Here is a 12,466-nt window from a genome sequence, read left to right on the forward strand (position 1 = left end):
TCTGTGACGGTTTTCCGTCACAGACCAGCGGCTTTTTTGCGTTGTCCCGCTACCGCGTCGTCTCGTTACAGTGGAGCGATGCGCTACGACCTCGTGATCTTCGACAACGACGGTGTGCTGGTGGACAGCGAGCCGTTGTCGAATCGGATACTCGCCGGCTACCTCACCGAACTCGGGCACCCCACCACGTACGAGGAATCCGTCCGGGACTACATGGGTGCCGCACTCCACCGCGTGCACGACGTCGTGCTCGAACGGTCGGGCCGCACTCTCCCCGCGGATTTCGACGACGTCTTCCACACCCGCGTCTTCGAGGCGTTCGAGCGGGAGTTGCGGCCGGTGGACGGGATCGCGCAGGTGCTGGAGAAGCTGGACGCGGACGGGGTGCCGTACTGCGTGGCGTCGTCCGGGAGCCATGAGCGGATCAGGGTCGGGCACCGGGCGGCCGGGCTCACGCGGTACTTCGACGACGCGCGCCTGTTCAGCTCGCAGGACGTCGGACGTGGCAAGCCTGCGCCCGACCTCTTCCTGCACGCGGCCCGTTCGATGGGCGTCGTCCCGGAGCGTTGTGTCGTCGTGGAGGACAGCCCGCTCGGCGTCCAGGCCGCCGTCGCCGCGGGGATGGACGTCGTCGGCTTCGTCGCCATGACACCGCCCGAGCGCCTGGGCGCACACACCACCGCCCTGTACGGCCACCCCTCCGAGCTGCCGGGCCTGTTGACGTGAGCCGCCCCCGGCACGCCGGCCTTCCCGCATCCGATACCAATCAGTAGCGTGATCTCTCTCCCCTAAACGCGCCCCTCCCCGTACGCTCCACCTCCAACGGGACGCGGAGGTGGACGTGGACGCACGGCTTCGGCGCGGCAGGGCATCGCTCGCCGTCAGCTTCTTCGTGCAGGGTGCGGTCTTCGCGCTCCTGGTGACGCGCATCCCCGCGTTGCAGGATCGCTACGGGATATCCAACGCGCTGCTGCCGGTCTTCCTCGCCGCCGTGCCGATCCTCGCCGGGGTCGGGAGCGTGACGACCGAGCACGTGGTCAAGCGGGTGCGGCCGACGATCGTGCTGCGGTGCGTGCAGCCGGTGGTGTGCCTGGCGCTGCTGGCCTCCGGGTCGGGCAGTCAGCTGTGGGAGTGCGCCGCGGGCCTGGCGCTGTTCGGCATCACGGTGGGCGCGCTGGACGCCTCCATGAACATGCTCGGCGTCAGCCTGCAACGCGCGTACGGCCGCAGCATCATGCTGGGCTTCCACGCCGCGTACAGCCTGGGCGGGATCGTCGGGGCGTCGCTGGCGTGGGTCGGGGCGCACTGGCATCTGTCGCTGGCCGCGCTCTACGCGCCGAGCGTGGTCGTGCTGATCCCGGTCGCGGTGGTGGCCGGCAAGTGGTTCGTCGACCAGCAGCCGCAGGCGGCCGAGGCGCTGCACGAGGAGGAACGGGCCGCCGCCGCGCTGTCGTTCCGGCCGCTGCTGCCGTTGTGCTTCGTGATGGCGTTCGCGTACATCGGGGACTCGACGGTCTCCAACTGGAGCGCGAAGTACCTCCAGGACATCCTGCACAGCTCCGAGCAGCTGTCGACCGTCCCGTACAACGTCTACATGGTGACGACGCTGCTGGGACGGGCGGTCGGTGATCTCGGGGTGCGGCGGTTCGGTCCGGCGCCGGTGGTGCGGTTCGGGTCGGTGCTGGCGGCCTGCGGGTTCGCGGTGGTGGCGGCGGCGACCGGGCCGTGGATGGGGATGCTGGGCTTCACCGTGCTGGGGTTCGGGCTGTGCGTGATCGTGCCGCAGACGTTCGCGGCGGCCGGGCGGCTCTTCCCGCAGGCCTCCGACACCGCGATCGCCCGGCTCAACGTCTTCAACTACGTCGGGTTCCTGGTGGGATCGCCGCTGGTCGGCGGGCTAGGCGACGCGTGGAGCTACCGGGGCGCGATGCTGGTGCCGATGGTGCTGGTGCTGGCGACACTGCTGTACGCCCGTTCGTTCGGTGGCAAAACGGACCGATACGGTGTCGGGCATGAGCGGGCGCGCGCGGTTGATGTGGGATGAGGCGGTCACGGGCTACGACTTCGGGTCCGGCCACCCGATGGACCCGGTGCGGCTGGCGCTGACCAGAGCGCTGGTCGAGGCGTTCGAGCTGACCGGTTCCGGGCCGGGACGGGTGCCGGTGGTGGCGGCGCGGGCGGCCGGCGAGTCGACGTTGCGCCTGGTGCACCGCCCGGACTACATCGACGCGGTGCGGCGGGCCTCGGCCGATCCGAAGAGCGCGGACGGCGGCTACGGCCTGGGCACCGAGGACGACCCGGCGTTCGCGGGTATGCACGAGGTGTCCGCGCTGATCGCGGGCCAGTCGGTGGGCGCGGCCGAGGCGGTGTGGCACGGCGAGGTGGAGCACGCGGTCAACTTCGCGGGCGGCCTGCACCACGCGATGCCCGGCGCGGCCTCCGGCTTCTGCGTCTACAACGACCCGGCGCTGGCCATCGCCCGGCTGCTGGAGCTGGGCGCGCGGCGGGTCGCGTACGTGGACGTGGACGTCCACCACGGCGACGGTGTGCAGGCCGCGTTCTGGGACGACCCGCGGGTGCTGACGATCTCGTTGCACGAGCACCCGCGCACCCTCTTCCCGCAGACCGGCTGGCCGGAGGAGACCGGCGGCGAGGCGGCGGAGGGCGGCGCGGTCAACGTGGCGCTGCCCGCCGGGACCGGGGACGAGGGGTGGCTGCGGGCGTTCCACGCGGTGGTGCCGCAGCTGCTGGCCGCGTTCCGCCCCGAGGTCCTGGTCACGCAGCACGGCGCGGACACCCACTTCGAGGACCCGCTCGCGCACCTGGCGGTGAGCCTGGACGCGCAACGCGCGGTGGCCGAGGCCTGTCACGAGCTGGCGCACGAGCACGCGGACGGCCGCTGGGTCGCGCTGGGCGGCGGCGGGTACGCGGTGGTGGACGTCGTGCCGCGTACCTGGACGCACCTGGTGGCGCTGGCGGCCGGCGCGCCGATCGCGCCGGAGACCGAGACGCCGCAGGAGTGGCGGCACGAGGTCTACCGCAGGGCGCGGCAGAGCGCGCCGCTGCGCATGACGGACGGACGCACGCCGCGCTGGCGGGACTTCGACGAGGGCTACGACCCGGCCGACCGCCTGGACCAGGCGATCCTGGCGACCCGGCGGGCGGTCTTCCCGTCGCACGGGCTGCTGGCCTAGGCCCTCCCGCGGACTGCCGACGCGAGCGGTCTCCGCTCCCGCGTCCTGATGCCGTCCGGCAGCATGTGCGGATGGTCCGAAAGACCCTCGAAAGAGGGGGATTTGGCGACATGTCGGCGTAGTCCCGCCGCGCATGGGTCAGCATCGGGACATGGTGAGTGCCTGCGCCCTGCGCGCGCATCTGCTGGCCGCCCGGCTCGCCGGGCCGGTGGCCACGGCTCGGGAGTCGAGCCTGCGCAGCTACCAGTTGTTCGCCCAGCGCGATCCCCGCTACCTCATCGGCCTCGATCCGCGGGGGCGCTGGACCCGGGACGGGTTGTTACGGCTGATGTCGGAGCGCTGCGGCAACTCGCCGGATCCGTTCCGCGTCACCGGGCAGGAGTTCATCGACCCGGACCGTACGGTGGCGGCGCTGGACGCGTTCGCGGTGCGGATCGGGGCGGCCGCGCGGGAGCGGTTGCCGGTGCTGCTGGGGACCGGGCACCCGCAGCGACTCCTGGGGTTCTACGCCGTGTTGGCGGGGGCGCTGTCGGCGGCGGGCTGTCCGGTGCTCACTCCCGCGTACGGTCGATGTATCGACATCTCGACCCGATTCGGGCTACGTACCCACACCCTGGACTACCTGCACGGCGTGGCTGTGGTGCGCCCGGCGGACGGCGGCGCGAACGGGAGCGGCCCGGGGGCGCACAGCCACTCGCCGCTGCCGGTCCGGGCGGCGCTGGCGGCCGCCGCGGAGAGCGAGGGACCGTTGCCCGGACTGGTGATCGGGGACCACGGCTGGGTCTGCGGGGCAGGTCAGTTGGGGGTCGAGGCGATCGGGCTGGCGGACGTCAACGATCCGGCGCTCTTCGTCGGTGAGGCGGAGGGGCGGGTGGCGGTCGCCGTTCCGCTTGATGACGCTGTGCGGTCCGATTACTACCGACCGCTTACTCGCTATGTACTCAATCGAGCGTGTCTGTCACAGTAGGCAACCGAACGGTACTCCTCTTCCCCACTTGCCTCACCCGCACCTAGTCTGGTGTAGAGCGCACGTGAGTGCCCGAGTCGCCGGAGGGGAAGCCGGTGACCGTCATGTGCGGAAGGTTCAGGTGTTGTCATGGCGACTGACGAAAGTTCTCTCGGCCAGATCCAGTTCCTGACCGTGGCCGAAGTGGCCGCAGTGATGCGCGTCTCCAAGATGACCGTGTACCGGCTGGTGCACAGCGGTCATCTGCCGGCGATCCGGGTGGGCAGGTCCTTCCGCGTGCCCGAGAAGGCCGTCCACGACTACCTCAGGGAGTCCTACGTGGGGGTGGAATCGGCTTAGAGTTCACCCGCGCCGACGGCCTGGCGTCACCCCGGATTACCTCCGCCGCGATCGGGCGGGTAGTCTTGGCCGACGTAGGTCGTGTGGGCTCGGACGCCCCGCACCGAGTGATTCCAATCGTGAGCGAGGGTAGTCGTGGGCTCTGTCATCAAGAAGCGCCGCAAGCGCATGGCCAAGAAGAAGCACCGCAAGCTGCTCAAGCGCACGCGTGTGCAGCGCCGTAACAAGAAGTAAGGCCGCGCGCCCACCGAGCGCCATGCGTTAGCGAGCCGTTCGTCGGCTCTCCTCTGCCCCCGGATCACCGTCGGTCATACGACGGTGATCCGGGGGCAGCGGTGTATCGGGGCCGGTTCGTGGCCGAAACACCCGCGTCCGGTGTGGTGCGCGGGGGGCCACCGCGCCGACACTTGGCGTACATCGTCTGTCACGTCCCGCGTTCCCCTGACACCACAGCGCAATATCGAACCGATACGGTGGCGTAACGGTGGCTCGAACAGCCAGGTGAGAAGGAAGGCTTCGACCTTGGGCAACGTCGTGCTCGTCACGGGAGTGGCTCGGCGGCTGAGCGGCCGGTTCATCCGGAGCGTCCAGCGCGAGCCTGGCGTGGACCGGGTGATCGGGGTGGACTCCGTGCCGCCGGAACATCCCATCGGCGACGCGGAGTTCGTACGGGCCGACATCCGGCAGCCGATGATCGCCAAGGTGCTCGCCGAGCACGCGGTCGACACCGTCGTCCACCTGGACGTGACCGGCATGCCGCTCGGCCGCTCCAGGGGCGGGCGGGCGCTGGTCAAGGAGACCAACGTCATCGGCACCATGCAGCTGCTCGGCGCCTGCCAGAAGGCGCCGAGCGTGCGGCGGCTGGTGGTGAAGTCGACCACCTCGGTCTACGGGTCCGCCCCGCGCGACCCGGCGGTCTTCCGGGAGACCACCCAGCCCAAGTCGCTGCCCGGCGGCGGCTTCGCCAAGGACGCCGTCGAGGTCGAGGGGTACGTGCGCGGGTTCGCCCGGCGGCGGCCCGACGTGGCGGTGGCGGTGCTGCGGTTCGCCAACATCCTGGGGCCGAGCGCCGACTCGCCGCTGGCGGAGTACTTCTCGCTGCCCGTGCTGCCGACCGTCCTCGGCTACGACCCGCGGTTGCAGTTCGTCCACGAGGACGACGTGCTCGACGTGCTGCGGGTCGCCTCCCGCGAGGCGGAGCGCGGCACCCTCAACAGCGGCACGTTCAACGTCGCGGGCGACGGTGTGCTGTTGCTGTCGCAGACCGCGCGGCGGCTGGGCAAGCCGACCGTGCCGGTGCTGCTGCCCGCGGTGCGCTGGGTGGGCGCCGCGCTGCGCGGGGTCGGGGTGACCGACTTCTCGCGCGAGCAGATCAGGCTGCTGACGCACGGGCGGGTGGTGGACACCACGCAGATGCGTGAGACGCTCGGATTCACCCCGCGGTACACCACCGCGGGCACGTTCGAGGACTTCGCGGCGTGCCGGGGCCCCGGGCTCCTGCCGCCCGACCGGCTGGCCCGGACCGTCGACCGGATCGCCGCGGCGCTGCCGCACGAGGCATGAGCACCGCCGAGAATTCCAGCACCCTCAAGCGTTCTACCGGGAGGAGCCGCACCATGGCGGACGCCAAGGTCATCCCACTCGACGAGGACACCCGCGCTCGGCGTGGTGCGCGAGCGGGAGGCGGCGGGCGTCCCCGGGGCAGGTCCACCGGCCGCCCGGGCCTGGCGGCGGTCCGCACGGACGAGGCGGCGCCACGCGACGACGCGTCACGCGACGGCAGTTCGCGCGACGGCAGTTCGCGCGACGACGTTTCGCGCGACGACGTTTCGCGCGACGACGGGACCCGTGAGGACGCGGCGCGTGAAGACGCCGCACGCGAGGACACCGCCGTCGCCGACGCCGGGTCGGCGGGACAGGGAGACGCCGACGGCGGTGTCGGCGACGCTTCCGTCCGGGCCCACGACGAGCCGGGAGGCGCCTCCCCCGCTGCCGCGCTCGGCGCGGTCGCCGGTGCCCTCACCGACGCGGTCGCCGGGGCCGCCGACCGCGTGCTGGGCGGCCGCTGGGACCGCCGGGTCGCGGGCGGGCTGTCGTTCCTGCGCCGGCGGATCACCGGCGACTACGAGGTCGACGAGTTCGGCTTCGACGAGGAACTGACCGACCAGGTCCTGATGTCGCTGCTGCGGCCGCTGTTCGACTCGTACTTCCGGGTCGAGGTGAAGGGCGTGGAGAACATCCCGTCCGAGGGCGGCGCGCTGGTCGTCGGCAACCACTCCGGGACGCTGCCGCTGGACGCGCTGATGGCGCAGGTCGCGGTGCACGACCACCACCCCGCTGGACGCCATCTGCGGCTGCTCGCGGCCGACCTGGTCTTCGTGCTGCCGCTCGTCAACGAGCTGGCGCGCAAGGCCGGACACACCCTGGCCTGCGCCGAGGACGCCCAACTGCTGCTGGAACGCGGCGAGGTGGTCGGGGTGATGCCGGAGGGCTTCAAGGGGCTGGGCAAGCCGTTCTCCGAGCGGTACAAGCTCCAGCGGTTCGGGCGCGGCGGCTTCGTCTCGACCGCGCTGCGCACCGGGGTGCCGATCGTGCCGTGCTCGATCGTGGGCGCGGAGGAGATCTACCCGATGGTCGGGGACGCGAAGATCCTGGCCCGGCTGCTGGGCTTCCCGTACTTCCCGGTGACGCCCACGTTCCCGTGGCTGGGGCCGCTGGGGCTGGTGCCGCTGCCGACGAAGTGGACGATCCAGTTCGGCGAGCCGATCCCCACCGACGGCTACGCGCCGGAGGCCGCGGACGACCCGATGCTGGTCTTCAACCTGACCGACCAGGTGCGGGAAACGATTCAGCACACGCTCTACAAACTGCTGGTGCGCCGCCGCTCGGTGTTCTTCTGACCGAGCGGCGACGCACCAACGGGCGGGCCGGCCGCCGCCTGCGGACTACTTGCTGTCGTCCCCGCCGCTGATGCCCAGGCCCGGCAGCAGGCCGGGCAGGAGCGGCGGCACGGTGACACCGGGCTGCGACTTGCCGTCGCCACCGCCGGAACCGCCGGAGGCGGGGGGCTGACTGCCGCTCGTCGGGGCCGGGTTGAGCAGGCCGCCGGTGTTGCCGCCGATCAGGCCCTGGCCCGAGGTGGTCGACGCGGACGGCGCCGCGCTGCCCTTGCCGTGCGCGGTGTGCCCCTGAGCGGCGGACGGGGTGCCGCTCACCCCGGACGGCTCGTGGCCGCTGTCGCCGGGCGCGGTGCCCTCGGGGCCGCCGCCGTCCCGGGTGTCGTGGTGGACGGCTCCCGAGGTGGCGGGCAGCAGGTGGCGCAGCGGCGCGACCTCGCGCTGTATGGCGGCGAAGACCGAGGTCACCTGGTCGCCGACGCCGGTCAGCTGGGACGGCAGGTGCTTGCGCATCTGGCCCCAGGCCACGCCGTGCTGCTGCTGGAACGCGTTGAGCGCCTCGATGGGGGCGAGCGAGCCGTCCCGCCTGTAGGCGGCGCTGAGCAGCTGGTGGCCCTCGGCCGCCTCGTTGTGCATACCGAGCAGCGCGCCGCGCACCTCGCGCACCGACTCGGCGTCCAGCGGTCCGGAACGCCCGCGCTCCATCAGGCGGCGGGCCTCCTGCATCCGCGTGGAGGCCATGTCCAGCAGCACCTGGCCGCGCGCGTCGTCGTCGCCCGCCATGCCGAGGCGCAGGTCCTCCATGCCGCGCTTGAGGCCGTAGAGCGTGTCGCCGGGCAGCGCGTTGGTGCTGGCGGCGGCGACGCCGGTGAACGCGCCCGCGGTCACGCCGACCGCCAGACCGCCCGCCGCCAGCCGCCGGGACCAGCGGGTGCGCGGCCGCAGCCGCCCCAGGTCCCGGTGGGCGCCGGCCCTGGACGCCGCGTCCGCGCGCTGCTCGGGCACCCGGCCCGCGGTCTCCAGGGAGCCGTCGGCGAGCGCCGCCTCCATGGCCGCGATCAGCTGGGCGCGCTGCACCGTCTTGGTCTCGGCGTCCATCTGCGGCTTCGGCACGGCCGTGACGGCCCGGGCCACGGCGAGCAGCCGACCCTGCTGGGGGTCGGCATGCCGGTCCGCGGCGTGCGCCGGGTGGTCATCGGCGGGCTCCCGCTCGCCCGCCGGCCGCGTACCCGCCGACTCCATGGACTCCAGGCCCTGGGCGAAGGCGTTCGCCCGCCGGTGCGCCGTTGCTTGTCCGATCACGGGCGGCACCTCCTCTCGTCATCACCTTCGACTCCCGCGGGCACCCGGAGGGTTGCGCACGGTGCGTGTGACCACTCGATCGAGTGAGTGGGGCGAGGCGTCGTGCGGCCACGGGGAGTCCGCACTCCATGCAACGAGCGTCGTGGCACGCGGGTTACGCGGCACTGATGATGTGACCGGTACATGCAGAAATTCCGTTATGCGGTGGGGAGTTCGGGGCGTCGGCGGACCCGCCGGGACGGTCGGCGGACGGGTTCGCCTGCGGTCAGCGGGCGTCTTCCGGCAGCAGGCGGGCCAGGGTGCGGACGGCGCGGTACTGGAGGGTCTTGATCGCGCCCTCGTTCTTGCCCATGATCCGCGCGGTCTCGGCGACCGACAGACCTTGCAGGAAGCGCAGGGTCACGCACTCCTGCTGCTGCGGGTTGAGCTTCTTGACGGCCTGGAGCAGGCTCTCGTTGGACAGGTGCTCCAGCACCGAGTCCTCCGGGCTGCGCTCGACCTCGTTGGCGTCGAGCATCTCGCCGGTGGTCACTTCCAGCCGGAACCTGCTCGACTTGAAGTGGTCCGCGACCAGGTTGCGCGCGATCGTGACCAGCCAGGCGCCGAAGTCCCGCCCCTGCCAGGTGAACGTGCCGATCCTGCGCAGTGCCCGCAGGAACGTCTCGCTGGTGAGGTCCTCGGCCGTGGCCTTACCGCCGACCCGGTAGTAGATGTACCGGTAGACGGTGTCGTTGTAGTGGTCGTAGAGGCGGCCGAACGCCTCCGTCTCGCCGGCCTGGGCGCGTTCGACCAGCTCCATCATCCGCAGGCTGTCGCTGTCGGCGGGCGGACGCCGCGAGGAGGCGCCGGCGCCGGGGGAGCGGGTCCCGGGGGCGCGGGTGCCGGTGCGCTGCGCCGGGCCGCCGTGGCGGGAGGCGCGAGGGGCTGGTCTGCCGACGGCGGAGGTGCCGCCGGCGGCCATGGCGAAGGCGGTTGCGGGGACGGCGTACGCGGGGACTGCGTACACGGGGAGGACCTGGCGCAGGCGGTCGGCAACCTGTGCCCGCAGTGCGGTCAGGCCCGAGGCGTCAACCCCGACGAGTGGGTACACGGGACTCCCAGATGCAGGACTTCCATCACGATCAGTACGGAACCGTTCACCCGCCGTAGGGACGCGTGGGTACCGGTGTGCGTCTGAGGAGAATAACGCTTCGTACAGACGACGCTACACCGAGTTGCCGAATTAGCCGGATGCGCTCGTTCCGTATCGCATTGACGACCGATCAAGTACGTGGTCGACGGCGGAAGTTGACCGTTTGGGCGCGTGGAATGTCCGGAACCAGGGCGTGTTGTGCCGATGTGGTCGCCCGGGGAGTGGCGCGGGCCGCGCCGGGGTACGGGACGGGGAATGCGCGCGCGGGCAGTGTGGACGCGGCCGTTCGCACCGCGCGTGGGCGGGCGTCGAACCGGCTACCGCCTGCGGCGCTGTATGGCTGCGGCGGCCACCGCGCCGCCCGCCACCGCGCCCACGCCGGCCGCCGCCGGGAGGCCGATGCGGGCCGCCTTGCGGCCGGTGCGGTAGTCCCGCAGCCGCCAGTCGTGTTCACGGGCGTGCTTGCGCAACGCGCTGTCAGGATTGATCGCGTACGGATGACCGACCAGCGACAGCATCGGGATGTCGTTGGCGGAGTCGCTGTAGGCGGCGCAGCGGGCCAGGTCGAGGCCGCGCGCGGCGGCCAGCGCCTTGACCGCCTCGGCCTTGGCGGGCCCGTGCAGCGGTTCGCCGACCAGGCGGCCGGTGTAGACGCCGCCGACCGACTCGGCGACGGTGCCCAGCGCGCCGGTCAGGCCGAGGCGGCGGGCGATGATGGTGGCGGTCTCGACCGGGGCGGCGGTCACCAGCCACACCGGCTGGCCCGCGTCCAGGTGGGCCTGGGCGAGCGCGCGGGTGCCGGGCCAGATCTTGCCCGCCATGTACTCGTCGTAGACCTCCTCGCCGATGGCCATCAGTTCCTCGACGCGGTGGCCCTTGACGATGGACAGCGCGCTGTTGCGCACGTCCTCCATGTGTCCCGGGTCCTCGGTGCCGGCCAACCGGAACCAGGTCTGCTGCCAGGCGAAGCGCAGCAGGTCGCGCTTGTGGAAGAACTTGCGCTTGTACAGGCCGCGGCCGAAGTGGAAGATGGCCGCGCCCTGCATCACGGTGTTGTCGAGGTCGAAGAACGCGGCGGCCCTGGGGTCCCCGGCGACGGGGAAGCGGGGCTCCCGCTCCTCCTCCGCCTCGCGCGCGTCGGCGGCCTCGGCGGGCGCCGCCTCCTCGCGCACCGCGAGAGCGGCCTCGGCGGCGGCCTCCCCGGCCAGCACGCTGCGCGGACTCGCGGAACGGCGCCGCGCGGTGAGCCATCCAAGAGCGGGCATAGGGCGAGCATAGCCATTGCGTTCGACCGGCCAGGGACGGGCGTCGCGCCCTGACGTGAACTCTTCAGGTCCCGGGTGTGACGCGGTGCGCGGGCGGGCGGGACGCCGCGCGGGGGCGGGGCGGGGGAGAATGGCGGGCGTGAGCCCTCTGTTCGGCCGCAGCGCCGCCAAGAACCCCGCCGACCGCGTCGTGACGCTGATCGGCAAGCCGGACTGCCACCTGTGCGACGACGCCCGCGCGATCGTGACGAAGGTCGCGTCCGAGGTGGGCGCGACGGTGGAGGAGCGGGACATCACGCGCGACGAGGAGCTGTTCCGCGTGTACTGGGAGCAGATCCCGGTCGTCCTGATCGACGGCGAACAGCACGACTTCTGGCGCGTGGACGAACGGCGCCTGCGCAAGGCGCTCGGGGCCTGAGCCCGGGCCTGCGGCCACAAGGCGGCCATACGGGCGTCTTCGGGGGGTCTTCCGCCGTCTTTCCCGGGTTCTCCTTCTGGTCGCGCATTCGGTTGCCTTCGACTACCATCGAGGCGTTTTGTTCGGGCTGGGGGCATACGCAAGGACGGTGAACGGGTGCTTCCCGGCTACGCGGTGGTCGACGTCGAGGCCACCGGATCCAGCTCGCGCAGGCACCGCGTCGTCGAGGTCGCCGTCGTCCAGCTGGACGACGAGCGCCGCGTCCAGGGCGAGTACAGCACCCTGATCGACCCCGAGGGCCCGGTCGGCCCGACCCACATCCACGGCATCGAGCAGCACCACCTGCTGCCCGCCCCCCGCTTCGGCGGCATCGCCGCGCGCCTGGCCGCCCTGCTGCGCGGCCGGGTCCTGGTCGGCCACAACGTGGGCTGCGACCGCGCCTTCCTCGCCGCCGAGTTCGACCGTGCCGGGATCGTGATGCCGGACGTCCCCACGGTGTGCACGATGCGGCTGGCGGAGGAGTCCTTCGGCGCCCCTTACGGGCTGAGCCTGCGCGCCTGCGCCCGCGCGGCGGGGATATCCGGCTGGGCCGCGCACACCGCGCTGGGCGACGCCCGCGCCTCGGGTCAGCTGTTCGCCCGGTGCGCTCCGCAGGACCGCGGGGAGCTGGCGGAGGCCGCCGCGGTGCCGTGGCCCGCGTCGGCGCATATGACGGGCGAGGGTGCCCGCTGGATAGCCCGGCGGGCCGGTTTCAGCCCCTTCGCGGCCGCCGGAAACGGGGACGAACGAGACCGCCGAATGGTTTCCTCCGGTCGTCACGGGGGCGCGTGATGCCCATCACTTCGCGGGGGCAAATCGGACACCATCTTTGTGCACGCGTTCACAAAGACATAGCCTGGCGAGTACAGGGCCACGCCAGGGAAGGCGTGCGTCCGCAGCCCAGCTCTACCCG

13 protein-coding genes are annotated in these 12,466 nt (G+C 72.2%); 10 read left to right on the forward strand and 3 right to left on the reverse strand.

Annotated elements, in window-relative coordinates; all coding sequences use genetic code 11:
- Positions 1–78 precede the first annotated feature (78 nt).
- The 8 genes from K7472_RS30415 to K7472_RS30450 all read left to right on the forward strand — a co-directional run bounded on the left by K7472_RS30415 (position 79) and on the right by K7472_RS30450 (position 7,400).
- On the forward strand, positions 79–726 hold the full coding sequence (locus K7472_RS30415) for an HAD family hydrolase (protein WP_222982196.1): 648 nt from the start codon (positions 79–81) through the stop codon (positions 724–726).
- A 115-nt stretch (positions 727–841) separates the two neighbouring features.
- Positions 842–2,044, forward strand: coding sequence for an MFS transporter (locus K7472_RS30420; RefSeq protein WP_222982198.1), 1,203 nt, complete (start codon positions 842–844; stop codon positions 2,042–2,044).
- Positions 2,013–3,194: an acetoin utilization protein AcuC gene (locus K7472_RS30425; protein WP_222982199.1), complete on the forward strand. Its 1,182-nt coding sequence runs from the start codon at positions 2,013–2,015 to the stop codon at positions 3,192–3,194. The genes K7472_RS30420 and K7472_RS30425 overlap by 32 nt, the downstream gene beginning before the upstream one ends.
- A gap of 151 nt (positions 3,195–3,345) precedes the next feature.
- The gene (locus K7472_RS30430) at positions 3,346–4,161 is read left to right on the forward strand and encodes a phosphatase (RefSeq protein ID WP_222982200.1); all 816 of its coding nucleotides are present in this window, start codon (positions 3,346–3,348) and stop codon (positions 4,159–4,161) included.
- Positions 4,162–4,290: 129 nt separating this feature from the next.
- Positions 4,291–4,500 (forward strand): helix-turn-helix domain-containing protein, encoded by a 210-nt coding sequence (locus tag K7472_RS30435; RefSeq protein ID WP_109447514.1) that lies wholly within the window; start codon positions 4,291–4,293, stop codon positions 4,498–4,500.
- Positions 4,501–4,635: 135 nt separating this feature from the next.
- Positions 4,636–4,734: a 30S ribosomal protein bS22 gene (locus tag K7472_RS30440; protein ID WP_003948845.1), complete on the forward strand. Its 99-nt coding sequence runs from the start codon at positions 4,636–4,638 to the stop codon at positions 4,732–4,734.
- A gap of 288 nt (positions 4,735–5,022) precedes the next feature.
- Positions 5,023–6,063 carry an NAD-dependent epimerase/dehydratase family protein gene (locus tag K7472_RS30445; protein ID WP_222982201.1) on the forward strand — a complete coding sequence of 347 codons (1,041 nt, stop codon included), beginning with the start codon at positions 5,023–5,025 and terminating at the stop codon, positions 6,061–6,063.
- Between the two features lie 53 nt (positions 6,064–6,116).
- The gene (locus tag K7472_RS30450) at positions 6,117–7,400 is read left to right on the forward strand and encodes a lysophospholipid acyltransferase family protein (protein ID WP_222982202.1); all 1,284 of its coding nucleotides are present in this window, start codon (positions 6,117–6,119) and stop codon (positions 7,398–7,400) included.
- Positions 7,401–7,445: 45 nt separating this feature from the next.
- Here K7472_RS30450 and K7472_RS30455 read toward each other — a convergent pair whose 3' ends face one another.
- From K7472_RS30455 to K7472_RS30465, 3 genes are all read right to left on the reverse strand, one after another.
- A complete protein-coding gene (locus K7472_RS30455; RefSeq protein ID WP_222982203.1) occupies positions 7,446–8,699 on the reverse strand; it encodes a DUF5667 domain-containing protein in 1,254 nt (417 codons plus the stop codon).
- A gap of 265 nt (positions 8,700–8,964) precedes the next feature.
- Positions 8,965–9,789, reverse strand: coding sequence for an ECF subfamily RNA polymerase sigma factor, BldN family (locus K7472_RS30460; protein ID WP_222982204.1), 825 nt, complete (start codon positions 9,787–9,789; stop codon positions 8,965–8,967).
- A 359-nt stretch (positions 9,790–10,148) separates the two neighbouring features.
- Positions 10,149–11,096, reverse strand: coding sequence for an HAD family hydrolase (locus tag K7472_RS30465; RefSeq protein ID WP_222982206.1), 948 nt, complete (start codon positions 11,094–11,096; stop codon positions 10,149–10,151).
- 130 nt (positions 11,097–11,226) lie between these two features.
- Here K7472_RS30465 and K7472_RS30470 point away from each other — a divergent pair, with 130 nt between their 5' ends.
- Together K7472_RS30470 and K7472_RS30475 are read left to right on the forward strand one after the other, a co-directional pair.
- Positions 11,227–11,514, forward strand: coding sequence for a glutaredoxin family protein (locus tag K7472_RS30470; RefSeq protein ID WP_222982208.1), 288 nt, complete (start codon positions 11,227–11,229; stop codon positions 11,512–11,514).
- 156 nt (positions 11,515–11,670) lie between these two features.
- Positions 11,671–12,345: a 3'-5' exonuclease gene (locus tag K7472_RS30475; protein ID WP_308014159.1), complete on the forward strand. Its 675-nt coding sequence runs from the start codon at positions 11,671–11,673 to the stop codon at positions 12,343–12,345.
- Positions 12,346–12,466: the final 121 nt, after the last annotated feature.

Source organism: Streptantibioticus parmotrematis (assembly GCF_019890615.1).
GTDB classification, from domain to species: domain Bacteria; phylum Actinomycetota; class Actinomycetes; order Streptomycetales; family Streptomycetaceae; genus Streptantibioticus_D; species Streptantibioticus_D parmotrematis.

Excerpts from the sequence above, each read along its gene's own strand:
- K7472_RS30470 (WP_222982208.1), top strand. The coding sequence starts at position 11,227 with ATGGCGGGCGTGAGCCCTCTGTTCGGCCGCAGCGCCGCCAAGAACCCC.
- K7472_RS30450 (WP_222982202.1), top strand. The coding sequence starts at position 6,117 with ATGGCGGACGCCAAGGTCATCCCACTCGACGAGGACACCCGCGCTCGG.
- K7472_RS30415 (WP_222982196.1), top strand. The coding sequence starts at position 79 with ATGCGCTACGACCTCGTGATCTTCGACAACGACGGTGTGCTGGTGGAC.
- K7472_RS30425 (WP_222982199.1), top strand. The coding sequence starts at position 2,013 with ATGAGCGGGCGCGCGCGGTTGATGTGGGATGAGGCGGTCACGGGCTAC.
- K7472_RS30435 (WP_109447514.1), top strand. The coding sequence starts at position 4,291 with ATGGCGACTGACGAAAGTTCTCTCGGCCAGATCCAGTTCCTGACCGTG.
- K7472_RS30465 (WP_222982206.1), bottom strand. The coding sequence starts at position 11,096 with ATGCCCGCTCTTGGATGGCTCACCGCGCGGCGCCGTTCCGCGAGTCCG.
- K7472_RS30430 (WP_222982200.1), top strand. The coding sequence starts at position 3,346 with ATGGTGAGTGCCTGCGCCCTGCGCGCGCATCTGCTGGCCGCCCGGCTC.